Below are 22,800 nucleotides of genomic sequence, written 5' to 3'. Positions count from 1 at the left end.
TTTACCCTACTATGATTTAGAAAGTAGGGTTTTAAAGGCTGTATTATGGTAGAAATTTTTAATTACAGTACTTCTGTTTACGAAAAACACGCGTCTAATACTAAAATAGTGAATGACTTCCGCAAGGAAGTTCACATGGAAGGTTTGACGATCCGTGATGTGGCTAAGCATGCCCAAATTTTGGACATGACACCAAAGCCCTCAGCCTTGTGCTCCCTAATGCAAACGAATAAGAAAACCGATTGGGCTTTCTTTTCACCTCCTAGCAACTTTTATAAACAGCGGTTTTCTACTCCCTATTTAGCTCCTTCTCTAGGATCTCCCGATCAGCAAGACGAGGATTTAGAGAAAATTTCTTCCTACTTAAAAGTACTGACCCGAGGAAAATTTTCTTATCAGAGTCGTGCCAATTCTTCATTGTCTTATAAAGATCAAGAAGAAAGTAAAGACGACGAAGAAGCTGCGGATTCTGACGAAGACGTAATCGTTCAAGAAGGTAAAATTTTACTTAAGGCTATTGATCTAGGATTGAAGTCTTCAAATATTATGATCGACTACGTTATTTCCCGTATTTTTCAATTTGTTCAAGGCTAAGACATGTTAGATAACGAATGGAAAGCGATCTTAGGTTGGGGAGATCAAGAACTCGAAGAGCTACGCAATTCTGGTTACATATTTCTTCGCCAAGGACATTATCATAAGGCTATTCTTTTTTTCGAAGCCTTGGTGATTTTAGATCCATTAAGCATTTATGATTTCCAAACCCTCGGGGGATTATATTTGCAAATAGGAGAAAATGCCAAAGCTTTAGGAGTTTTAGATCAAGCTTTACGTATGCAAGGCGACCATCTGCCCACACTATTAAACAAAACTAAAGCTCTCTTTTGCCTAAATCGTATTGATGAGGCCTCCGCAATAGCTGTCTATCTGACATCTTGTGATGATCCTGTAATCGCTAATGATGCTGAAGCTTTGCTTATGAGCTATACAAAAAAAATCATCAAAAAGCCCGCGGCTCTTTCTCATTAATCTTTTGCCCACTTACTAAGAAGTGACGCATGCGATTAAAATAAATTTCTCATCTATTTGGTATCATCCTGCTGTTTTTTTGCAGAAAAACTATTGATTGCTTATCAACAGCAATGGTACATTGGCAATTTCTTCCTAAACGAGCAGGAATTGCCCGTCTGTAAGGAAATCCTCGACACATAAAAGAGAGCAGCATGTTAACCTGTAGCGATTGTAGTACTTGGGAACAGTTTGTGAATTATGTTAAGACACGTTGCTCCAAAACGGCTTTTGAAAACTGGATTTCTCCTATTCAAATTATAGAAGAAACACAAGAAAAGATCCGTTTAGAAGTTCCCAATATCTTTGTTCAAAACTACCTTCTTGATAATTATAAACAAGATCTATGTTCTTTTGTTCCTCTTGATGCTCAAGGGGAGCCAGCTTTAGAGTTTGTTGTTGCGGAAATTAAAAAAGCCCCTCCACAACCCCTAGCCCCTCGAGAGCAGCAAGAAACTCCTACAGAAACTTTTGAAGAATCTAAAGACTTCGAACTCAAGTTAAATACCGCTTATCGTTTTGATAATTTTATAGAAGGTCCTTCAAATCAATTTGTGAAATCTGCAGCTGTAGGGATTGCTGGCCGTCCGGGGCGTTCGTATAATCCTCTGTTCATTCATGGAGGCGTAGGTCTAGGAAAAACCCACCTTCTCCATGCTGTGGGTCACTACGTCAGAGAGCATCACAAAAACCTTCGTGTGCACTGCATCACAACTGAAGCTTTTATTAATGATCTCGTGCAACACCTCAGATTGAAATCGATTGATAAAATGAAAAATTTTTATCGTTCGTTAGACCTACTTCTTGTTGATGATATCCAATTTTTGCAAAACAGACAAAATTTCGAAGAAGAATTTTGCAATACCTTTGAGACATTAATTAACTTAAATAAACAAATTGTCATTACTAGTGATAAGCCTCCAGGACAATTAAAACTTTCCGAACGTATCATTGCTAGAATGGAATGGGGGTTAGTTGCTCACGTAGGCATTCCAGATTTAGAAACCCGCGTAGCAATTTTACAACATAAAGCAGAACAGAAAGGCTTACATATTCCTAATGAAATTGCATTCTACATCGCGGATCATATCTATGGAAATGTACGCCAACTCGAAGGAGCAATTAATAAACTCACTGCTTATTGCCGTTTATTCGGGAAAACACTTACCGAAAGTATTGTTCGCGACACGTTAAAAGAACTTTTTCGCTCCCCCTCTAAACAAAAAGTTTCTGTAGAAAGCATATTAAAAAGTGTGGCCACAGTCTTTCAAGTAAAGCTCCAAGATCTCAAAGGAAACTCTCGTTCTAAAGAACTCGTTTTGGCACGTCAAGTTGCTATGTACCTTGCAAAAACATTAATCACAGATTCTTTAGTTGCTATCGGTTCTGCTTTTGGAAAAACACATTCTACAGTGCTTTATGCTTGCAAAACTATAGAACAAAAAATAGAAAAAGATGAAACTCTAACGCGTCAAATTAGTTTATGTAAAAACCATATTGTTGGGTAATCTAGGAGAATTTCTCATGTTCCGTAGAACTGGAAAAAATCCCTTTGAAGATGTTCAAACGTTATATGAAGAAGAAACATCTTCGCATTCTAATTATTCTTCTTATCCTAGATCTGAGCGTTTAGATTCCCCTCCAAATCTTTTTGACTCTCCAAAATCTCCAGAAACACGCCCTTTGTCTCCTACCTATCCTCTAAATGAAGAAGCACAAAAGTGGGTCCCTGTATCTTCTGAAGTAGATTCTTTGCTCTCATTTTCTGAAGAGCCTGAAACCACTTTAGGCGAAGGTGTAACATTTAAAGGTGAGTTAGCCTTTGATCGTTTGTTGCGTATTGATGGTACCTTTGAAGGGATCTTAGTTTCTAATGGGAAAATTATCATCGGCCCTAAAGGTTGCGTGAAAGCTGATATACAACTTCAAGAAGCCATTATCGAAGGTGCTGTCGAAGGGAACATTACAGTCAGCGGAAAATTAGAGCTCCGTGGTGAAGCTATAGTTAAAGGAGATATCCAAGCAGGGACTCTTTGCGTTGATGAAGGTGTTCGTCTTTTAGGCTATGTAGCTATTGTGGGAGTTAACTCAGAATCTCAGAAAGAAAAAGACTCATAAGGATTGCTGGCTGTGGAGCACATCGCTCAATAGTATCTTGCCATTCACGTGGCAAAGGATAATCTGATAAAATACATATAGCTCCTTCATTTACGTAGTTTTTCAATCTCCGTAACTCTCTTTCTAAAGGCAAAATCCCTCGATAAGGAATTCTTGTCTCCTGGGATAATTGTTTAGCAATGTCTTTAGGTATTTTTGATATAAGATAAAAAATCGCTTTAGGAAAAATTTGGTGAAGTTCCCACTGTCGTTTGATCACCTTGGTAAAAAAATGAATAGCTGGTGCCTTCCCTAGGCAAGCTTGAGAATATAGAGCGAGTACTTTTGTTGAAGGAACATAAAGACAAAAAGTTTTCCGAGAAAACGAAGGCAAACAATCACGACAAGTCCGTGTTTCTCCTATACCTAAAACACTATAACAATGTGGACAACGCCCTGCGACCTTTTCTACTTTTAAAGTTTCTAAACATCCCTGACATAAAAACTCTTCGGGCTTTCGACAACCATAACAGAGTTTCGGAAAAATTAAATGAAGGAAAAAACTCAAGAATCTCTGAATCACCGAAAATTTTTATTCCTAAAATTTTAATTAATTTGCTACGTTCTTAAACGTAGAAGCTTCAACTTCCCTCTCAGTAGCAATGCTTAAACGATTTGTTAATTCCATCTGGGAAATTTGTCAAAAAGACAAGTTTCAACGCTTTACTCCAGTTGCAGACGCTATTGATACGTTTTGCTACGAACCCATCCACAAATCTTCATCTCCACCATTCATTCGCGATGCTGTAGATGTTAAGCGTTGGATGATGCTTGTGGTTATTGCACTCTTTCCAGCGACATTCTTAGCTATATGGAATTCTGGTGTTCAGGCTTTAGTCTATGGCTCTGGAAATCCCCAGCTCATGGAATCATTTTTACATATCTCAGGATTTCGCAGTTATCTCTCCTTTATCTTTAATGACATAGGCATGTTTTCCGTGCTTTGGACGGGATGCAAAATTTTTCTTCCCTTACTCATCATTAGCTATTCGGTGGGAGGAGCTTGCGAAGTACTCTTTGCGGTTGTTAGAAGACATAAAATTGCTGAAGGACTACTCGTCACAGGGATCCTCTATCCCCTTACCTTACCTCCCACAATTCCTTATTGGATGGCCGCTTTAGGGATTGCTTTCGGTGTTGTTGTTAGTAAAGAATTGTTCGGTGGGACGGGAATGAATATTCTCAATCCTGCACTATCAGGAAGAGCTTTTCTATTTTTTACATTTCCAGCAAAGATGAGCGGTGATGTTTGGGTAGGAAGCAACCCAACACACATTAAAGACAGCCTGCTTACCATGAACGCAACAGCAGGAAAATCCATCATAGACGGCTTTTCGCAATCTACCTGCCTACAAACATTAAACTCTACACCACCTTCTGTAAAAAGAGTCCATGTAGATGCTATAGCCTCTAACATTTTACATATGACACACGTCCCCACACAAAATGTCATACAATCACAATTTTCGATCTGGGCAGAGTCTCATCCCGGATTGATGTTAGACAAGCTAACTTTAGAACAACTGCAAAACTTTGTGACCTCTCCATTAAGTGAAGGCGGTCTCGGCTTACTCCCCACGCAATTTGACTCAGCATATGCTATTACCGATGTGATCTATGGAATTGGGAAATTCTCTTCGGGAAACCTTTTCTGGGGGAACATTATCGGTTCCCTAGGAGAAACATCGACATTTGCCTGTTTACTCGGTGCTATATTCCTTGTGATTACAGGGATTGCCTCATGGAGAACGATGGTGTCTTTCGGTATAGGTGCTTTCGTCACAGCGTGGTTATTTAAGATTTTCAGTATTCTTATTGCTGGAAAACACGGAGCTTGGGCTCCTGCAAGATTCTTTATTCCAGCCTACCGTCAGTTATTCCTAGGAGGTTTAGCCTTCGGTCTCGTATTCATGGCGACAGATCCTGTATCATCACCAACCATGAAATTAGCAAAATGGATTTACGGATTATTCATTGGTTTTATGACCATAATTATCCGATTAATCAATCCTGCATATCCTGAAGGAGTTATGCTGGCCATTCTTCTTGGAAATGTATTTGCTCCTCTTCTTGATTACTTTGCTGTAAGAAAGTATAGACGAAGGAGAATTTAAACTATGTCCTCAGAGAAACCCAAACGCTATCTGAATCACACTTGGTATGTTACCCTTTTTATTTTTGTACTAAGTTTGTTCTCCAGCGTTTTCCTTTCTACTGTGTATTATGTTCTTGCTCCTTTTCAAGAACGCGCAGCGACTTTTGATCGCGATCAACAACTGCTCACTGCAGCTCATGTTTTAGACTTTTCAGGAAAATTTCAAATCTATGAGAAGGGTTCCTGGAAACTGGCCACGTATGACAAAAAATCCCAATTACTTAAAGTTGCTGACAAAAGTGCTCCGGTTGTCACAAGCTCTGTTTTAGACTCCTATACACAAGGATTTGTCCGTCCCTTACTTGCAGATAGACAAGGACAAATGTTTTCTTTTGAAGAGAAAAATATCAATGTCTCAGAGTTTATAGAAAAACATCAAAATGGACATTTCTATCAGCAGCCATTACTTTTATTTTATGTAGTCTTAGCAAATACAGAGCAAGCTAGAGTGATGAGCGCTGCTGAAGTTGTGAAAAATCCTTCCGTAATAGACGCTATTGTCATTCCTATTTCAGGATTTGGCTTGTGGGGGCCTATTTACGGCTATCTCGCTGTAGAAAATAATGGTGATACAGTATTAGGAACAGCGTGGTATCAACAAGGAGAAACTCCAGGATTAGGCGCCAATATTGCCAATCCCCAATGGCAAAAGCAATTTTATGGGAAAAAGATCTTTTTACAAGATGCTTCAGGAAATACAGATTTTTCAACGACTCCCCTGGGTCTTGAAGTAATCAAAGGATCAGTGCAATCCGCATTCGGGACATCTCCTAAAGCTCTCTCTTCTATCGATGGCATTTCTGGAGCTACGTTAACATGTAACGGTGTTACTGAAGCTTATGCCCAATCTTTAGCTCCCTATCGCAGTTTGTTGATGTCTTTCGCTAAACTTAATAACCGGGGAGATCAAAATGGCAGCAAATAAATCATACAAGAGTTATTTTCTTGATCCTCTTTGGAACAATAACCAACCCCTTATCGCTATTTTAGGGATTTGCTCTGCGTTGGCAGTAACAACAACAGTAAATACAGCAATTACTATGGGTCTTGCTGTAAGTTTCGTTACGGGATGTTCTTCTTTCTTTGTATCTTTATTACGGAAAGTCACTCCTGATAGCGTGCGTATGATCACCCAGCTAATTATCATTAGCTTATTTGTGATTGTCATTGATCAGTTCCTAAAGGCTTTTTTCTTTAATATCTCCAAGACACTTTCTGTTTTCGTCGGGTTAATTATCACGAACTGTATCGTCATGGGAAGAGCAGAAAGTTTAGCAAGAAATGTTCCACCTATTCCTGCTTTTTTAGATGGTTTTGCATCAGGATTAGGTTACGGTTGGGTATTAGTTGCTGTAAGTATAATAAGAGAATTCTTCGGCTTTGGGACAATTCTTGGAATACAACTGATTCCTAAATGTTTTTACGCCTCAGAAGCTCATCCCGATGGGTATGAAAACTTTGGTTTGATGGTTTTAGCTCCCTCAGCATTCTTCCTTTTAGGTATTATGATTTGGGGTGTAAATATTCTGAGATCTAAGAAGGAAAGAAGGTAGATCTATGTGGTTAGGTGAGTATACATGGCTAAATGTCTTTGGTATCTTTTTACAAGCCACCTTTATCCAAAACATCCTACTATCCAATTTTCTTGGGATGTGCAGCTATCTTGCCTGTTCAGCACGAATCTCTACAGCTAACGGTTTAGGAATGTCCGTGGCATTGGTACTCACTGTCACTGGAAGTATTAACTGGTTCGTACACGCCTTTATCACAGGACCTAAAGCTTTAACTTGGATATCCCCTGCATTAGCTAACGTAAACTTAAATTTTCTAGAACTCATCATCTTCATCGTTGTCATCGCTGCTTTCACACAAATCCTGGAACTGTTTTTAGAAAAAGTATCAAGAAATCTCTACCTCTCCTTAGGAATCTTCCTCCCCCTAATCGCGGTAAACTGCGCAATCTTAGGCGGAGTACTCTTTGGCATCACACGCAACTATCCGTTTATTCCCATGATGATATTCTCTTTAGGCGCTGGAAGCGGCTGGTGGTTGGCGATCGTTTTGTTTGCCACTATTAAAGAAAAGCTCGCTTATTCTGATATTCCTAAAAATCTTCAGGGAATGGGAATCTCTTTCATTACTACAGGCCTTATCGCTATGGCTTTCATGAGTCTGACAGGTATTGATATCTCTAAACCCTCAGCCACAGTCGCGGTATCTGATGTCATAGAAACCAAAAAAGTCTCTTCAGCAGAAGTCAATGAGCTCAAACCGATAAAAAAAATACGCTCAGCTCAGCAACGCGCCGGCAAGACAAAAACTATAAATGCAAAAAAGGGAAAACCTCAGTAATTACGTAGTAGAAGCGTCTTCTATACTTCCCCTAGCAATTTCTGGAAATTGACATAACACGTGTTTCACTATAAACATAGCTATACACACAAGAGTACAGCAAGCAAAAAAAATTGCTGTATATAATGCTGCAGGAGTGATTGTAGGAGATTGAACAGTAAATATTGTCATCACGAGTATTGCCAGAGAGGTCAATAACACGGATAATACTCTTCGAAACGTTCTTAGCCCTTCGGATTCCCCTATCGGGCCTTCATGTAATTGATATAATAACGTCGCTGTAGTTGGAGTCTCTGCGGAGGGACGCTGAAATCTTTGGATACTAATGATCATAAGTCTTAATTCCTTTATCTAGTAGACTTCCTGCTACTACGTAAATGTTTTCATAACGACGAATCAGATGGTACTTCGCACACGAACAAATCAACGCCACAATAGTCATAGAAGTACACATAATCCATATCATTAACTGAATAGCGATTAATGGAGTTCCGAACAGTCCGTAGCAGGCAAAACCTATAACAGCTAAAGTTAATATTACCGTAACAAATGTTAAGATTTTAAGCTGCTTAGATAGCTGCAATCGGAGATTCGCCATCTCTGTAGGATTAGAGACGTTAACTATAGGCGAAGACATAGTGAAACTTGTTTTTTTATCTTTTAGGGAAAAATTTTACTCCTTCAAAAGATAAAAAAAAACTCTAATCCAAGTTCAAAAAATATAAACTATACAATATTTTTTTGAAAAGATAACCAGACTATTCTTTGGGAGAAAGATTTTGTATATTTAATTTTTGATCTAATTTAACGATTACAAACCAGCCAGCTTCTTCGGGAGAATGATTAAGAAGCCGTACGTCCTCTTTGAGATTCTCATTAACTTCAAGAATTTCTCCAGAAACCGGACTTAATACCTCAATAGCAGATTTCGAAGACTCCAAAATAACAAGAACCTCGCCTTCCTTACAGAAGCTTCCTGGATCCGGCAGGTCAATATGAAGGATTTGTCCCAGGTTTTCTCTCATCCTAGACGTCAATCCTAGACGTACAATATCCTCGTGTATGGGGTCGATCCACACATGATAATCAGAATACCACATTATCTGACTCCTTCATCAATAAAATGTTCTATATAACTACCAAGGATTTCTTCGTTTAAATGGTTTTTAGTCAGGAACAACTTTTCCACACTAGCAGGCTCAACACATCTTTGGTGAGATAAACATTTATAGAAAAATGGACCTTCGTCAGAGTTAAACTCAACACTAGATAATGCCCCCTCCTCCATAGACGCTAAGACAGGATAGGGCTGAGGAATATTTTGATCCCCACGAGTAAATATTTTGATAGATTTTTCAAGATTCCAAGAAAGAGTGCCCGGCTGATATGTACCCTCTCTATGTTCCTCGATGAGCGACCAAAGCCGCTTTTGCCATAAGTTACTGTTCTCTTCTTCTTGATATCGTGATTTTAAAGCAGCAACCACTCTATCTATATGCGAAATATGTTTATGAGAGGAAACCAATGCCTTGGCAAGACCTTTACGTAAAACTTCACGATAAGGAATCACTTCTTCTCCTTCAAAGCATGTATCCACTATAAAAGTGTAATAATGTTCGCCATCTTGACTATAGGCTTCTACCACCTCATTATCTAACAACAACTTGGCTAACTCATTTCCATCTAGAATGCCTTCTAAGACACTATCTTTCCCTGAAGAGAGGAAAACTTCATGATTTTTCTGTTCGCATTGAGCTAACCCCTCCATGATTCTTTTAGGAGAGGATCTGAGTATCTCTTTTCTTGTGAAAGAATAGATCTTTTCCACAAGGGAAGGTTTAAGAGTTTGGAAATCCTTGCTCGAACTACATGTCTCAATTTTAGGAAATTGTTGGAGTAGAACTTGGAAATTTTCAGGATTTTGCTGCCACTGGTGCACCTCAACCATAGGAACTTTGGTTTCCAGATCCTGAAGTTTCACGCTCTTGTAAGAAACTAAAAACCTCCGTCCTACTAACCTGGGCTCTTTAGCTTTTATCGTTTTAATAGGCAAAGTATACCGAGGGACACTAAGACAATCCTTTATAGGCTCGCCCACAAGACTAATGTAAATTTCAAAAGCTTCTAGATCCTCTTTATTCTTAAATTGATACTCCCGAGGAAGTTTGACCATTTCTACAGACGTAGAGTCTCTACCCATGGAGAAGAACTCTTGCAAAGGACGATAATCAAAAGTTACGCTACCCTCTAATTGTAAGAAAGCTCTCTTACATAACAGAATCTCACGATATATATTGAAAAATTCTGCTTCGCTGACTCCCATAAAATCAAAATAAGAAGCAACAAACTGATCAAAGCTTAAAGTCAGGCCCGCGTGTTTACTTAACTTCGTAAAAGCTTGTCTGGCTTTGTCTTGAAAATCTTGTTGAGCTTCTTTTAAGGAAGGCATAGCCACATGTTTTTTCTGCTCATTGACAAAACGCAATAAAGCTTCAACAGCAGCAGAAACATACGCATCACCAAACCAATCAGAAATGTTTCTATAACCAAATAAATGCAGATCCTTGCCCTGAGCTAAGGCGGGATCTTGAGGAAGATTAAACATCTGCCTACGATATTCAAGCATTTGTTTAAGAATATAATGAGGGAATTTCTTTTCTTCTAAAAACAGCTGAACCCTAGCGACAAAGCCTTCAGGAGATACAGGATCATGGATTTCCTGCAAAGCAATTAAAGCTTGATATAAACGTGGTGCTGAGGATTTCCACACCTCTTCGGAAGAAATAAAAGGAGTGTCGAATCGTCGATACGCCTGATAGTTTTTTTCTTTTTTAAAGGCTGGATAATTCTGAGAATATACTTTTAAAAACAGCTTTTCCCCTAACTTATTCGTGAGAAACCGCTCTGTTAATAAACCTTCATTTAAGAAGTTCCACTCTTGAGGGTTCCCTGTAAAAGGATAAGCTTCGTTTGTGAAGAATCTCTTAAAAGCTAAAAATTCTTTCTCAGAATATTTTTTACCCGGGACAGAAAAAACAACTTTCTTAGAGCCACGGGAAGATTCTCCTGGATAGCGTCCCCAACCTATGCCTATACCTGATACGCATACGCCAACAATAACCAAACCAATGAATTTTTTCTGATGCTTATAAAAGAACGCTAGCAAAGCCACCCTCTTGGAATAAACAGTAAAAAACTTAGTGTAAACTATTGATCGGAAAAAACCAAGAAGGATCCCCTGAGAACCAGAAAAGAGAAGTTCTCTTTTCCCAATAGGATGGTCAACTCCTATTTAAGCTGGCATAAAATTAATCTGTAAATGACCAAGAAGATTATACATCGGATCGAAATACCAATCGAGAATTTCAGAATGCTCTACAGGTTTGGATAAACTCAAATCTTTCTTAAAGACGACATTGGCTTTAGCAGCAACTTCTGGAGAATCAATTAATATGATACCTTCATAATCGAAAAGATCACTTTTCTTTCCAAAATTGTAGCTACCTATTACAAACACACGATCGTCTACAATCATACATTTTTTATGTAACTGTGTATCTCGAACGTAATATTCGTTTATAAATAGGGAAGAACTCGGCTGTTTTTTAGAAAAAACGAACTTTTTCCATAATGCCGGGCGTTCACCATAAGATAGAAAGAAATAGTTCATACGATTTCCCCAAGCATATACTTCGGTCAGTTTGGGACTATTTTCATTGGATCCATTCGTAATAACTTCTGTATGTACTTTACGACTCAAAGACGCTGATCTCAAACTCTCAAGAATTTTGTCGTTAGGAATGAAGTACATATTCGCAATTTTTATAGACTTCTTTGCGTTATCTATTAAGTCTATGTATCCTTGAGTAATCGCGTTGTTGCTCTCATCGGGTCCTGAAAAAATCACACGAATGTTTTTCAAATCTGTAGAGACTAGATCTGAGTTTTCTTCGATTTCACGACAATACGTGGCTTGAGCGTCTTCTATAGCAAGCTGTGGGAAAGGAAGAGCGCGAAAATCATCGACATTTTTATTAAACCAAGGTCTCTCTGCATAAGCACTCCAAAGCGCATAATGCGCATGATATTCCTTTCTTAATTCGGTACCGAGTTGTGCAGAACTCACGGTAATATCCTGGTCACGAAATGCTAAAGGTCTGTGAATGCCTCCGATAACCAGCCGAGGAGACTCTACCGGTTCAGGAATAGAATCCCCTCGGGTACACATAAAATCTTCAAAATTTGTCCCCCCCATAAAAATATACTTTCCATCGACGATAGAAATCTTCACATGACTTTCTATAACATTAGGAGAAAGAATACTGGGTCCAGGAGGACATCCCGTAAATAAGTAAAAGAAACGATCAGGCCAACGCGATTTTATACTCTCAAGAACACTCTTATCATCGCTATCAATAAATGTGGGTTGGATAAGAAGATAGGCGCGTAGTTCAGAAATGAGCGCCATACGTGTATCTATATGCTCGATGATCTCTTTTAATAAGTTCCCTCCTGCCATACAAGGAGATAATTCAATGTAATGATTCGCCACATCTATAGCAGACAAAATGCTTTCATACACTTCAACGCTATTATCATGAACAATAACACCCGCATGTTCTTTAGATTCAGGAAAATGCACTATAAAAGCAGGAGCATCTTTTGTGATAAACACAAAAACAAGTGCTATAATTAAGCTCCATCGCATTTTATTCATAAACAACCACGTGAAAATATTTGAATTAGCCCCTCTTTAATTTCTCTTCTTGCTTCTAAAAGATCTGATGAAGGTGCTGACAGACCTAAAGGAAAAAAGGCGCGTTTCTCAATTGCCGGGACGATAATATCAATGACCTCTGGCAAAAGAAATGTTTCATAAAACTCTAAAGAACTGCCCGATAAAAATACGGACCCTTGATGCAAAAATCCTTGTTTAACAGTACGCTGAGCTGCGCCACCTACTTTCTTATCTCCCATCAAAATATCGTATTTTGAGGCTCTAGCCATACAAAAATTCGAAGTTTTTGGGTGATGCATATCCTCATCAAAAGAAAGAGATCCTTTTATCCGGAAAACCCTACTCAAAACCTGTAATACCATCTGATTTACCGTATAATAGTTTTCTAATACTGTAGGTGCATACAGAGGATGTTCCGATGAGACTAGTAAAGAAAATGCATAATCTCCATGATGGAAAACAAACCCTCCTCCTGTAGGTCGGACAGCAGCATCCATACCGAGAGCGGCTCTATTATCAATTAAAAATTTTTCTGGACGCATGAAGAGGCCGTAAGTCAGAGGGTAGAGACTATCCCACTCATATAGGTGAAGAATTACCTCCCCCTTTTTGAGGTGTTCGAGTAAATACTTATCTCTGGCCATGTGAGTCTCAGCACTCCCTTTTCCAGAATCTACTATGCGAACGGTCATAACTAAAAAGGTGGGCATTCGTTAAAAATGTAGAAATAGTATAACATCGATGAGGATTCTTTGCTATTTTTGTGAAAAAAATTCTTTGGTCTCGGGAATACTCTATCCGTCTATCGAAGAGTTGCATCATTATTTTAAATTTCGTATATGCTTAAGGAAAGTTCTACCCGGTCTTTTAGGTTTTTATGTTTGAGAAGTTTACTAACAGAGCAAAACAAGTCATTAAATTGGCTAAAAAAGAAGCTCAGAGGTTAAATCATAACTATCTAGGCACAGAGCACATACTTCTAGGCCTACTCAAACTAGGTCAAGGCGTAGCTGTCAATGTATTGCGTAATTTAGGGGTAGACTTTGACACTGCCAAGCAAGAAGTCGAACGCTTGATCGGTTATGGACCAGAAATCCAAGTTTACGGTGATCCCGCTCTGACTGGCAGAGTAAAAAAATCTTTTGAATCAGCGAATGAAGAAGCTGGAATCTTAGAGCATAATTACGTCGGTACAGAACACCTCCTTTTAGGTATTTTAAACCAAGCTGACGGTGTTGCCCTACAAGTTTTGGAAAATTTACATATTGATCCTAGAGAAGTTCGCAAAGAAATTCTTAAAGAATTAGAGACGTTTAATCTTCAGCTCCCACCTGCATCTTCGTCGAATCCCAGAGGGAGTACTTCTTCATCTTCCAAATCTTCCTCTCTTGGTCATACTTTAGGTGGAGACAAAAGCGATAAATTATCGGCATTAAAAGCCTATGGTTATGATTTAACAGAGATGTTTCGCGAGTCTAAACTCGATCCTGTTATTGGCCGTTCTACAGAAGTGGAACGTTTAATTTTAATCTTATGCCGCAGAAGGAAAAACAACCCTGTACTTATCGGTGAAGCCGGTGTCGGAAAAACCGCTATTGTTGAAGGCTTAGCACAAAAAATTATTTCTAATGAAGTGCCTGATACTTTACGTAAAAAGCGTTTAATCACTTTAGATCTAGCCTTAATGATCGCGGGAACAAAGTATCGGGGTCAATTTGAAGAACGTATCAAAGCCGTTATGGACGAAGTCCGTAAACATGGCAATATCCTGTTGTTTATCGATGAGCTACATACAATTGTAGGCGCTGGCGCTGCGGAAGGAGCTATTGATGCTTCTAACATTTTAAAGCCAGCACTAGCACGTGGTGAGATCCAGTGTATTGGAGCGACAACAATAGATGAATACCGCAAACATATTGAAAAAGACGCGGCTTTAGAACGTAGATTCCAGAAAATTATTGTCCAACCCCCAAGTGTGGACGAAACTATAGAGATTCTACGTGGCTTAAAAAAGAAATATGAAGAACATCATAATGTTTCTATTACAGAAGAAGCGTTGAAAGCAGCAGCTACGCTATCTGATCAATATGTTCACGGACGCTTCCTCCCAGATAAAGCGATTGATTTACTTGATGAGGCTGGAGCACGAGTACGTGTAAACACTATGGATCAGCCCACAGAGTTAATGAAGCTCGAAGCTGAGATTGAAACAACGAAATTAGCTAAAGAGCAAGCTATTGGCACTCAAGAATATGAAAAAGCTGCAGGATTACGCGACGAAGAGAAAAAGCTTCGTGAACGTCTTGCCAATATGAAGCAAGAGTGGGAGAATCACAAAGAAGAACATCAAATTCCCGTTGATGAGGAAGCTGTTGCTCAAGTTGTTTCCTTGCAAACAGGCATCCCTTCTGCACGACTTACTGAAGCAGAGAGCGAAAAACTCTTAAAACTTGAAGATACTCTACGTAAGAAAGTCATAGGTCAAGATCAAGCTGTAGCGAGTATCTGTCGAGCAATTCGACGCTCAAGAACAGGAATTAAAGATCCTAACCGTCCTACAGGTTCCTTCTTATTCCTAGGACCTACTGGAGTTGGAAAAACACTACTTGCTCAACAAATCGCTATTGAAATGTTTGGCGGTGAAGATGCTTTAATTCAAGTAGACATGTCTGAGTACATGGAAAAATTCGCTGCTACAAAAATGATGGGATCACCTCCAGGATATGTTGGTCATGAGGAAGGTGGACATCTTACAGAACAAGTGCGTCGTCGTCCTTATTGTGTTGTGCTATTCGATGAGATTGAAAAAGCTCATCCTGACATCATGGATTTAATGTTGCAGATCTTAGAGCAAGGACGTCTCACAGATTCGTTTGGTCGCAAGGTAGATTTTCGTCATGCAATTATCATCATGACTTCAAACTTAGGCGCCGACTTAATTAAGAAAAGCGGAGAAATCGGTTTCGGTGCTCGTTCCAATTTCGATTACAAAGTGATTCAAGAAAAAATCGAAAATGCTGTGAAGAAACATTTAAAACCGGAATTTATTAACCGTTTAGATGAAAGTGTGATCTTCCGTCCTTTAGAAAAATCAGCGTTATCTGAAATCATCCATTTGGAAATTAACAAACTCGATTCTCGCTTGAAAAATTACCAGATGGCATTAAGTATTCCAGATTCTGTGATTTCTTTCTTAGTAACGAAAGGACATTCTCCGGAAATGGGAGCACGGCCTTTACGTCGGGTTATTGAACAGTATCTTGAAGATCCTCTTGCAGAACTCTTGCTGAAGGAATCTTGTCGTCAGGAAGCGCGAAAGTTACGTGCCCATCTCATTGAAGATCGTGTAACTTTCGAGCGCTATGAAGAACAAGCTGAGAATGTTGCGGCAACTATACCAAATGTGGAGTCATAGACACTTCTATGACCCCTCCCCCCAGGCATCTCTCCCCATCATAAAATGCGATGGTTTGTCCTGGGGTGATTGCTTTAACAGGAGAAGCAAAGCGCACGCGCACTTTATCTTGTTCTCCCGTATGTAGAATTTCACATTCTTCATCTTCGGAACGGTAGCGTACCTTAGCACTACACCTCGTTATAGATTCTGGAGAAACAAACCAATTCAATTCTTTAGCTGTAAGTTCCTGTTGATAAAGTAGAGGATGATCTTCCCCTCGTACGATATAAACAATATTCTTCTCCATATCCTTGCCCACAACATAACAAGGTTTTTCAGAGCCGCCAATATCTAAACCTCGGCGTTGCCCTATAGTGTAGTAATGGGCTCCTTCATGACTCCCGACGATTTTCTGAGAATCATAATCTATGATATCTCCCTCTAAATTGGGAACAAACTGTTCAAGAAAACTTTTAAACGGCCGCTTCCCTATAAAACAGATACCCGTGCTGTCTCTTTTTTGAGCTGTTGCCAGTCCGGCTTGGGCAGCTATAGCGCGTACTTCAGTTTTTGTCATGTCGCCCAAAGGGAAAAGGACATTTTTCAAAGACTCTTGGCGCGTGCCACAAAGGAAATAACTTTGATCTTTATGTGGATCCTTCCCACGAAGTAATTCTACTCCTTGCCTCCTTACATCTAATCGGCAGTAATGTCCTGTAGCAAGGAAATCCCCTCCTAGCTCGACAACTTTCTTCTGAAGTAAATCAAATTTTATTTCACGATTGCAAAGAACGTCAGGATTGGGTGTATAACCTTGAGAATATTCTTTAAGAAAACGTGAGAATACCCTTTCACGGTACTCTCTAGCAAAAGATACCGTATAATAGGGAATGTCCAACTGCTCAGCGACTCTTTCAACATCTTCATAATCTTTAGCTGTGGAACATAAACCATTGCTATCTTCTTCTTCCCAGTTCTTCATAAAAATCCCTAGGACCCTATAGGAAGTCATTTTTTTTAAAAGATAAGCAACTACGGAGGAATCTACTCCTCCAGACATAGCAACAACAACAGTTTTATTCATAAATAATTAGAAAACAAAAGAATTACTTTATGTTACGTGTTGAATAAAATGAATACTTTCTTTAGATTTTTTTGCTATATTTTAAGGAATTCTGTGGTATTAAGTCTTTCTAATTCTATTCCCCAAACGCTTCTATCTTTACCAAACCAAAGTTCTCTTCTTTTCAACGCGGAAAGGGATGCTACTGTATTACAAAAAAAAGTTGCTATTTTCATTGAGCAAAGCTCTTCTTCTTATATTTTAGCTATTATACTTTTGATTGGTACCATGATAGGAGGCAGTATAGTTGTTGCTTTTGGATGTATTTCTAAGAGTCTTCCTGAAATGATTGGAGGGATGACTGTGATGGTTGCATCCTTAGTCTGTATATTTCTACTTATTAGCATGATTTATCTGATCAAGTGTTTACCATCTAAAGTGCAACAAACCATCACTCTCGTGAATAACAAAACGTCGTCACTTTCTTCTTTTCAGTTACTTCAAGATGCCTATTCAAAACTGATTTACTCAATTATAGATAAGGAACAACGTATAGAACGGCTAAAACAAGAAGAACACCGCTTACTACTCAGATTGCAAAGATGGCAAGAAATCACTCATGCAACTCAGGAAATGCCTTCTTCTCCGTCGAATAACCATAATTTAATAAGTTGATTTTCATTGTCATGATACTCTTGCCCATATCTTCAGAAAATAAAACTGTTCTTCTCATTCCCTGGGATAATTATCGTACGAGTCTCATATTGCGTACTACAGTCTGTTTTACTATAGCAGTACTCACATGTTTAGGATCGATTGCTTTGATGAGCTATGCTATCATCAATGGAAATTGGGTATTTTTTGGAATGAGCTTAGGTATAATTCTCTTGCTTATTTCCGTTGCTCTTATTTTGGATTTACCGGTGAAAAATAAGTTTTTTGGGACTACATTAACTAACGAAATCTCTCAGGATATATCGAATGTAGGTGTAGAATCTATTGAAAAATGTCGTGTCGCATTCGCGAATATACGCAATACATTTATTCCAAATATGCGCGATTTGCATAACAAACTATTAAATGACTATGACACGGTGATCTCTAACAAAGAAGAGCAAATTCGCAATCTCTCTAGCAGTTTAGAGTCTCTGGTGCATGATAAACAGCAAGAGTTGTCCAGCTGGATAGAAAGAAATCCCCAGGCTTATCAAACCCAAACATTACGCGAGCAGTTAGATCGTTGGAATTCTTACGAACAAAAAGGTACCCCCGTACGCAACAAGATACCTTCTTGCTAATGTTATATTATGAAGATTCCGTTAGGTCATGTTCTACTAATGAAACTAATCGCATTTGCATTCCAACTAAATGATTAAGAATTTCATGACAATCGCTGGATACGTTATGCCAAATATCAATTATCTGGTCTGCAAATAGCTCAATCCGTTGTTTTCCTGCTTGAAGCTCTTCGAAAAGATTTTCAATGCGCGCAATATCTGCTTTCATACGTAGTATATCATTTCGATAAGAGCGAAGGACTTTGTTTACATCCTCATTTAAGATGAGATAATCTTCCTCATTCATTACTGTGGGTTTTGCCGACCACATAGTCTCGAGAGCACGTTTACCCGAAGGACTCCACCCATCACCAAATGCTAGCTCATCTTCATCTAAGTATTGAGAATAATCACCTAGGGAAATTTCCCCTCGTTGATCTTTTTGCTGTCTTTCTCGAGCGGCTTGTACCCCTTTAGCGACCATCTCATCAAAGCCTGCTGTATCGCTCAATAATCCTGCGCGATCAGAAGAAGGAACTTGAGGATAGTACATCTCTCCCTCTGAAGCATTCTTAAGATCCGAAAGTTGAAGTATGGTTTTTTCTAAACTATCCGCACGTCTTTGATAACTTTCACTTGTATGTTTGTATTTAAACTCTATTTCATCAAGATGTTCATTTAACATCTGTAAAGCATCACGGACTTTGTTGTAATCCTGATAAAAATCTTTATGATCTAAAGTCATTCTTTGATCAGCTTGTAATGAAGTTCTCAACATGCCCATAAGAACATGTTGATGACGGGTCATATCTTTAAGCGCATCGATATCTATTTCTGATTTTAAATCGTTGAGTAACTGTTTTTTGTTTGTCTTGGATCTCTTTAATATTGTTTTTATTGCGTAAGATAATCCCAGAATGGCTAAACCTATGCCTATTGCTGAGGCGAGAATTAACGGAAAAGCTAATATCCCCCCAGGAATGAATGCAGCAATAACACCAACAGCAGCAATACCTCCAGCTACTAAACCTAGAGTAACCCCAGTATGAACTTTCGACATTGTCTTACTTAGTGGCTGTAATTTTAAAGAAAAGACCCCGCCACCCTGAGACAACTTGGAAATAATACTATTTCCTAATTTGATTAGGAGATCATTCTTTCTTATAGAAGTTGGATAACTATCATCTCTTTGTGCGTAATCCTCTTCAGAATAGACTTCTTGGCGTCCCTCTAGTAAACTTGTACAGATGATATAATCTCCGGTAATCCGGTCTAAATTTTCAATCAGTTCAAGTCCTTCTTCTCTGCCCATCTGTTTTAGGATGCTTCTTTCATGCTTACCTATGCGCATGTTTAAATTCGCAAACCTATCCACCATCTTATTGTACTTAGGCCAAATGCTTTCGTTTGTCTGATGTCCTACCTCTATCTCCTCAGATTTTTCCTGGATTAAGATATTCTGACGCTTCTTCTCGATAGCAGCCTTCTTCACGCTACTGGCCAAAGAGTTGATAGAAGTAAAAAGCGCACTTCCTCCTATACCGAGCAAAACTCCTCCTAATGCCATAGAAATAGGCAAACCTACGGGAGTAGCTACCACCAGAAATACTGAAGAAACTACAGCTAAAATAGAGAGGATAATTCCCACAATCTGAAGCGCTCGAGCAACTTTAGGATTATGATCTAGAAAGGATTTTCCAATCTCGATCTGGTTTAACCTAGAGCTCTGATGTATTGGATGTTGTTCAGACATAGTTAAAACAAAAAAAAAGAATGATTAATTATATAATTAATTATCCTACCAGAATTAATTAACTACAAAATTAAATAAACAAACTACGGAACAAACCAGATTTACAGACAAAAAAAATAGACAGAACCCCATGAAGTTCTGTCTCTTACGTATAAATCTGCTACCTTAAGTGGATTTTAGGGAGCTGGTGATGGGTTTGGTGGAGGTGTGGTTCCACCACCGTTAGTGGTTGTAGAATCTGAAGCATTAGCGATGATGATAGCTCCTACGATCATAGCAATCACAGTAACAACCATAGTACATACGGAAATGCTTGTATGCGTACGACGCTTAGCAACACATGAGGAGCATGGCCAGTCTGTTTCGGAGGAATCACAACTATACTGTTTTGCAGTTAGATAGCTATTGATGTTTGTATTTCCAGCTGCTGAAGTTACACCATAATAATCATCGGCAGGTACATTGCCAGCAAGTTGATCTTGCTTATCAGAAGCATTAGGCTTAGAGTGTTGAGTCGAATCTTTTTGGTTATGTTCGCTACGAGAGTTTCTGCGTCCATTTGATGCTTTTTGAGCTCGCACCTGAGAATTTACTGACGAATTACGTCTAACCTTAACAGCTGCAGCTTTTTCAACATCATAACGTAATGTAGAGGTAACCTTCCCATCTCTGGGGATTTTATTTTCTTTTGCTCGAGCTTCTAGAGCTTCTCTCGCAGATCTTCTCTTTGCGATTCTTTGCTCTCTAGCTAAATCTTGTATCAGCTTATTTCTCTCTTCCTGAGCAACTACTTTTACATCAGGACGAACAAAAATAGGTAATACAGGACCGTCTTTGATATTGTGAACAACTTGAATTTCTTCGTTGTTCTCTGGAGCAACCGCTGAATCTCTATTTACAATGATGGTCTTTAGCAAAGACTTTGGTGATTCACTACGAGGAGCTGCACGAACTATTGTACCCGCTCTTTTTCTAAGTTTAGCTCTTTCTCTTGCTGACAAGTTAGGTAGCGAACCAGCGGACTGATTTTCTTGAGCAGTTTGTTCACAATTACGAAATTTATTGTATCTTTGTGAATATTTCCCACCGCGAGTTAAAAGATTTCCCGCTCCACGATGAACAAGTTCTTCACAGCAAAGATCGATACTCTGCTTAAGTTGTTGAGCTAGGGAACGTTGCTCTTCCTTAAGTTCTTGAGTTTTTGAACGGTATTGCTCTTTAAAAGAAAGGTGTTGTTTCTTACGTTCTTGACAACGAGCTCTTTGCTCCTTGCCGAACTTATTAGAGAATAAAGATGTAATTTTATCGAGTTTTTTAGGCTGACTTGCTACATCTTCGGTATTTTTTTGCTCTTCCGAAGATTCTTTTAATTTCTTCTTTGCAAGTCTACGTTCTTTTATCTTCTGAATTCGTATTTCTTTCTTGCTTTTTGGACTTTCCGAAGCAACTAAAGAAGCTTCAGAATACATGGAGCTAACTTCAAAAGGAGCAACTGTAGCACTTGCGTAACCAACAGAGTGAGTGAAAGTTAACAAAATGGAAAGCATTGCAAGTTGCGAAGTACGCTTAGAACTCATCATGCTGCTATAATCTCCTAGATCAGCCTATGAGATCACCATAACAACAATAGGACTTTTTTCACAACTTGGACTTGCAAATCTTTTATAGAGATTGATAGTTAATGAATTTGTGATTCCCAATTCTTAATGTAAGCAAGAAGCTGGTCTTTTTCTGGATAACTTGTCAGGAAACTGCGTGCTTCCAAAGACATACCGAGATGGACTATTTTATTTATTAAATTTAAATGACTTTTATCCTGAGAGGCAAAAAGGAAAAACAAAACCCTCACAGGCTTCCCATCAAGAGCACCAAAATCAATACTGTTGGATAGGAACATAGGAACAACAACATCGTAATACGCGTTGATTAAAAAGTCTTTAGCATGAGGAAGGGCTATTCCTTCTCCGATACCTGTAGACATGAGACTTTCTCGATAAGTAAGCATTTCGAAAAGAACACTCGCATCGAGATTAAATTTCTCGGCGATGTATGAAGAAGCGTATTGCAAAGCTTCGGCTTTATTTTTTACTGAGACATTGCGGATAACGCCCCCGCGATAAATCGCTTTATATAAGCTATACTTCAAAGAGAGGTCTCGAAAATCTTTGTCTGTTTTTTCTTCTTTTTCTAATCCTAGTAGCGCTTGATTATTTAGGATCCAATCTTCTATTTCTTCTCGATTAAATCTATATTCATTATTCATACTGTAACTAGGAATAGCTCCCTCATCCAGCCACCGACGGACTGTATTTTCAGAAATATCCAACAAAGAAGCCAGCTCTTCTAATTTCAAATCCATAACACTACATTCCTAAAAATACATTCATAACTTCTTCAATAGTCGTTACTTGGAGCAACTTTTGACGTCGAGATTCATCTCTGAGAGAAAGAGTCAATATAGATAACAATTTGAGATACTCAGCTTGGGCATTATCCGGCCCCCCTATCAGAAATACCAAACGTACTAAAGCCCCATCTATAGCATCCCAGAGAATTCCTTGAGGGTGGATACCGATAGCGATAAAAAAGTCAGAACAACTCGGCAATTTACCGTGTGGAATTGCCACGCCCATACCGATACCGGTAGACATAATATTTTCACGGGTTACAAGTGCTTGAAAAAATTCTTCTTTATTCTCAAGTAAACCGGCAGTACTAGCAAGATCCGTAAGATCTTGGAGAATCTCCTCCCGTGAGGTTTTATTCAAAAACATAATCAAGTTAGGAGATAAAAGAGAAAACAAGGAAAACTCAGGTTGACTCTCGCAATAGAAAGGCAT

The 22,800-nt window shown here is 38.8% G+C and carries 23 protein-coding genes; 11 read left to right on the top strand and 12 right to left on the bottom strand.

The window, feature by feature from the left end:
• The first annotated feature begins 45 nt into the window (after positions 1-45).
• From FI836_RS04585 to FI836_RS04570, 4 genes are all read left to right on the top strand, one after another.
• On the top strand, positions 46-594 hold the full coding sequence (locus FI836_RS04585) for a DUF5399 family protein (protein WP_013462638.1): 549 nt from the start codon (positions 46-48) through the stop codon (positions 592-594).
• A 3-nt stretch (positions 595-597) separates the two neighbouring features.
• Positions 598-1,029, top strand: coding sequence for a hypothetical protein (locus FI836_RS04580; protein ID WP_006343044.1), 432 nt, complete (start codon positions 598-600; stop codon positions 1,027-1,029).
• 194 nt (positions 1,030-1,223) lie between these two features.
• Positions 1,224-2,576, top strand: coding sequence for a chromosomal replication initiator protein DnaA (gene dnaA, locus FI836_RS04575; protein WP_006343043.1), 1,353 nt, complete (start codon positions 1,224-1,226; stop codon positions 2,574-2,576).
• Between the two features lie 16 nt (positions 2,577-2,592).
• Complete coding sequence (locus tag FI836_RS04570) at positions 2,593-3,186, top strand: bactofilin family protein (RefSeq protein WP_006343042.1); 594 nt, start codon at positions 2,593-2,595, stop codon at positions 3,184-3,186.
• Here FI836_RS04570 and FI836_RS04565 read toward each other — a convergent pair.
• Entirely contained in the window at positions 3,152-3,748 is a 597-nt protein-coding gene (locus FI836_RS04565) for a hypothetical protein (RefSeq protein ID WP_014943788.1), read from the bottom strand. The two genes, FI836_RS04570 and FI836_RS04565, sit on opposite strands and share 35 nt — an antisense overlap.
• Positions 3,749-3,827: 79 nt before the next feature.
• On the opposite strand from FI836_RS04565, the gene FI836_RS04560 reads away from it, so the two are divergent.
• The 4 genes from FI836_RS04560 to nqrE are packed head-to-tail and all read left to right on the top strand — an operon-like array spanning position 3,828 to position 7,732.
• Positions 3,828-5,339 carry a Na(+)-transporting NADH-quinone reductase subunit B gene (locus tag FI836_RS04560; protein WP_006343040.1) on the top strand — a complete coding sequence of 504 codons (1,512 nt, stop codon included), beginning with the start codon at positions 3,828-3,830 and terminating at the stop codon, positions 5,337-5,339.
• A gap of 3 nt (positions 5,340-5,342) precedes the next feature.
• Positions 5,343-6,305, top strand: coding sequence for a Na(+)-translocating NADH-quinone reductase subunit C (locus FI836_RS04555; protein WP_006343039.1), 963 nt, complete (start codon positions 5,343-5,345; stop codon positions 6,303-6,305).
• Positions 6,292-6,933 (top strand): NADH:ubiquinone reductase (Na(+)-transporting) subunit D, encoded by a 642-nt coding sequence (gene nqrD / locus FI836_RS04550; protein ID WP_006343038.1) that lies wholly within the window; start codon positions 6,292-6,294, stop codon positions 6,931-6,933. Before FI836_RS04555 ends, nqrD begins: the two co-directional genes overlap by 14 nt.
• Before the next feature lie 4 nt (positions 6,934-6,937).
• A complete protein-coding gene (gene nqrE / locus FI836_RS04545; RefSeq protein WP_014943787.1) occupies positions 6,938-7,732 on the top strand; it encodes an NADH:ubiquinone reductase (Na(+)-transporting) subunit E in 795 nt (264 codons plus the stop codon).
• Here nqrE and FI836_RS04540 read toward each other — a convergent pair whose 3' ends face one another.
• The 6 genes from FI836_RS04540 to FI836_RS04515 all read right to left on the bottom strand — a co-directional run bounded on the left by FI836_RS04540 (position 7,733) and on the right by FI836_RS04515 (position 13,162).
• On the bottom strand, positions 7,733-8,065 hold the full coding sequence (locus FI836_RS04540; RefSeq protein WP_006343036.1) for a membrane protein: 333 nt from the start codon (positions 8,063-8,065) through the stop codon (positions 7,733-7,735). It abuts the gene before it with no gap.
• Complete coding sequence (locus FI836_RS04535) at positions 8,055-8,369, bottom strand: hypothetical protein (RefSeq protein WP_014943786.1); 315 nt, start codon at positions 8,367-8,369, stop codon at positions 8,055-8,057. The genes FI836_RS04540 and FI836_RS04535 overlap by 11 nt, the downstream gene beginning before the upstream one ends.
• A 121-nt stretch (positions 8,370-8,490) precedes the next feature.
• A complete protein-coding gene (locus tag FI836_RS04530; protein ID WP_006343035.1) occupies positions 8,491-8,832 on the bottom strand; it encodes a glycine cleavage protein H-like protein in 342 nt (113 codons plus the stop codon).
• Positions 8,832-10,898 (bottom strand): hypothetical protein, encoded by a 2,067-nt coding sequence (locus FI836_RS04525; RefSeq protein ID WP_016998233.1) that lies wholly within the window; start codon positions 10,896-10,898, stop codon positions 8,832-8,834. Before FI836_RS04525 ends, FI836_RS04530 begins: the two co-directional genes overlap by 1 nt.
• A gap of 126 nt (positions 10,899-11,024) precedes the next feature.
• Positions 11,025-12,449 carry a phospholipase D-like domain-containing protein gene (locus tag FI836_RS04520; protein WP_014943783.1) on the bottom strand — a complete coding sequence of 475 codons (1,425 nt, stop codon included), beginning with the start codon at positions 12,447-12,449 and terminating at the stop codon, positions 11,025-11,027.
• Entirely contained in the window at positions 12,446-13,162 is a 717-nt protein-coding gene (locus FI836_RS04515; protein WP_014518354.1) for a lipoyl protein ligase domain-containing protein, read from the bottom strand. The genes FI836_RS04520 and FI836_RS04515 overlap by 4 nt, the downstream gene beginning before the upstream one ends.
• 185 nt (positions 13,163-13,347) lie before the next feature.
• Between FI836_RS04515 and FI836_RS04510 the strand changes: the two genes are divergently transcribed.
• Positions 13,348-15,885: an ATP-dependent Clp protease ATP-binding subunit gene (locus FI836_RS04510; protein WP_006343031.1), complete on the top strand. Its 2,538-nt coding sequence runs from the start codon at positions 13,348-13,350 to the stop codon at positions 15,883-15,885.
• Here the strand turns inward: FI836_RS04510 and mnmA are convergent.
• On the bottom strand, positions 15,863-16,951 hold the full coding sequence (mnmA, locus tag FI836_RS04505; protein ID WP_014944226.1) for a tRNA 2-thiouridine(34) synthase MnmA: 1,089 nt from the start codon (positions 16,949-16,951) through the stop codon (positions 15,863-15,865). The genes FI836_RS04510 and mnmA overlap by 23 nt on opposite strands.
• Positions 16,952-17,044: 93 nt before the next feature.
• Here mnmA and FI836_RS04500 point away from each other — a divergent pair, with 93 nt between their 5' ends.
• Together FI836_RS04500 and FI836_RS04495 are read left to right on the top strand one after the other, a co-directional pair.
• Positions 17,045-17,605: a hypothetical protein gene (locus FI836_RS04500; RefSeq protein WP_006343029.1), complete on the top strand. Its 561-nt coding sequence runs from the start codon at positions 17,045-17,047 to the stop codon at positions 17,603-17,605.
• An 11-nt stretch (positions 17,606-17,616) separates the two neighbouring features.
• Positions 17,617-18,228 carry a hypothetical protein gene (locus tag FI836_RS04495; RefSeq protein ID WP_006343028.1) on the top strand — a complete coding sequence of 204 codons (612 nt, stop codon included), beginning with the start codon at positions 17,617-17,619 and terminating at the stop codon, positions 18,226-18,228.
• A 7-nt stretch (positions 18,229-18,235) separates the two neighbouring features.
• Here FI836_RS04495 and FI836_RS04490 read toward each other — a convergent pair whose 3' ends face one another.
• The 4 genes from FI836_RS04490 to FI836_RS04475 all read right to left on the bottom strand — a co-directional run bounded on the left by FI836_RS04490 (position 18,236) and on the right by FI836_RS04475 (position 22,800).
• Positions 18,236-19,960, bottom strand: a complete 1,725-nt coding sequence (locus tag FI836_RS04490; protein WP_014943781.1) for a stage II sporulation protein M — start codon at positions 19,958-19,960, stop codon at positions 18,236-18,238.
• A 176-nt stretch (positions 19,961-20,136) separates the two neighbouring features.
• Positions 20,137-21,540 (bottom strand): hypothetical protein, encoded by a 1,404-nt coding sequence (locus tag FI836_RS04485; RefSeq protein WP_014943780.1) that lies wholly within the window; start codon positions 21,538-21,540, stop codon positions 20,137-20,139.
• Positions 21,541-21,638: 98 nt separating this feature from the next.
• On the bottom strand, positions 21,639-22,319 hold the full coding sequence (locus FI836_RS04480) for a PTS sugar transporter subunit IIA (protein ID WP_006343025.1): 681 nt from the start codon (positions 22,317-22,319) through the stop codon (positions 21,639-21,641).
• Positions 22,320-22,323: 4 nt separating this feature from the next.
• Complete coding sequence (locus FI836_RS04475) at positions 22,324-22,800, bottom strand: PTS sugar transporter subunit IIA (protein WP_006343024.1); 477 nt, start codon at positions 22,798-22,800, stop codon at positions 22,324-22,326.

Origin of the sequence: Chlamydophila parapsittaci (genome assembly GCF_006385615.1) — a bacterium.
Lineage (GTDB): Bacteria > Chlamydiota > Chlamydiia > Chlamydiales > Chlamydiaceae > Chlamydia > Chlamydia psittaci.
This window is presented reverse-complemented; position numbering and strand designations above follow the sequence as displayed.

Excerpts from the sequence above, each read along its gene's own strand:
- FI836_RS04585 (WP_013462638.1), top strand. The coding sequence starts at position 46 with ATGGTAGAAATTTTTAATTACAGTACTTCTGTTTACGAAAAACACGCG.
- FI836_RS04580 (WP_006343044.1), top strand. The coding sequence starts at position 598 with ATGTTAGATAACGAATGGAAAGCGATCTTAGGTTGGGGAGATCAAGAA.
- dnaA (WP_006343043.1), top strand. The coding sequence starts at position 1,224 with ATGTTAACCTGTAGCGATTGTAGTACTTGGGAACAGTTTGTGAATTAT.
- FI836_RS04570 (WP_006343042.1), top strand. The coding sequence starts at position 2,593 with ATGTTCCGTAGAACTGGAAAAAATCCCTTTGAAGATGTTCAAACGTTA.
- FI836_RS04560 (WP_006343040.1), top strand. The coding sequence starts at position 3,828 with ATGCTTAAACGATTTGTTAATTCCATCTGGGAAATTTGTCAAAAAGAC.
- FI836_RS04555 (WP_006343039.1), top strand. The coding sequence starts at position 5,343 with ATGTCCTCAGAGAAACCCAAACGCTATCTGAATCACACTTGGTATGTT.
- nqrD (WP_006343038.1), top strand. The coding sequence starts at position 6,292 with ATGGCAGCAAATAAATCATACAAGAGTTATTTTCTTGATCCTCTTTGG.
- nqrE (WP_014943787.1), top strand. The coding sequence starts at position 6,938 with ATGTGGTTAGGTGAGTATACATGGCTAAATGTCTTTGGTATCTTTTTA.
- FI836_RS04540 (WP_006343036.1), bottom strand. The coding sequence starts at position 8,065 with ATGATCATTAGTATCCAAAGATTTCAGCGTCCCTCCGCAGAGACTCCA.
- FI836_RS04535 (WP_014943786.1), bottom strand. The coding sequence starts at position 8,369 with ATGTCTTCGCCTATAGTTAACGTCTCTAATCCTACAGAGATGGCGAAT.
- FI836_RS04530 (WP_006343035.1), bottom strand. The coding sequence starts at position 8,832 with ATGTGGTATTCTGATTATCATGTGTGGATCGACCCCATACACGAGGAT.
- FI836_RS04520 (WP_014943783.1), bottom strand. The coding sequence starts at position 12,449 with ATGAATAAAATGCGATGGAGCTTAATTATAGCACTTGTTTTTGTGTTT.
- FI836_RS04515 (WP_014518354.1), bottom strand. The coding sequence starts at position 13,162 with ATGACCGTTCGCATAGTAGATTCTGGAAAAGGGAGTGCTGAGACTCAC.
- FI836_RS04510 (WP_006343031.1), top strand. The coding sequence starts at position 13,348 with ATGTTTGAGAAGTTTACTAACAGAGCAAAACAAGTCATTAAATTGGCT.
- mnmA (WP_014944226.1), bottom strand. The coding sequence starts at position 16,951 with ATGAATAAAACTGTTGTTGTTGCTATGTCTGGAGGAGTAGATTCCTCC.
- FI836_RS04495 (WP_006343028.1), top strand. The coding sequence starts at position 17,617 with ATGATACTCTTGCCCATATCTTCAGAAAATAAAACTGTTCTTCTCATT.
- FI836_RS04490 (WP_014943781.1), bottom strand. The coding sequence starts at position 19,960 with ATGTCTGAACAACATCCAATACATCAGAGCTCTAGGTTAAACCAGATC.
- FI836_RS04485 (WP_014943780.1), bottom strand. The coding sequence starts at position 21,540 with ATGATGAGTTCTAAGCGTACTTCGCAACTTGCAATGCTTTCCATTTTG.
- FI836_RS04480 (WP_006343025.1), bottom strand. The coding sequence starts at position 22,319 with ATGGATTTGAAATTAGAAGAGCTGGCTTCTTTGTTGGATATTTCTGAA.
- FI836_RS04475 (WP_006343024.1), bottom strand. The coding sequence starts at position 22,800 with ATGCCTTTCTATTGCGAGAGTCAACCTGAGTTTTCCTTGTTTTCTCTT.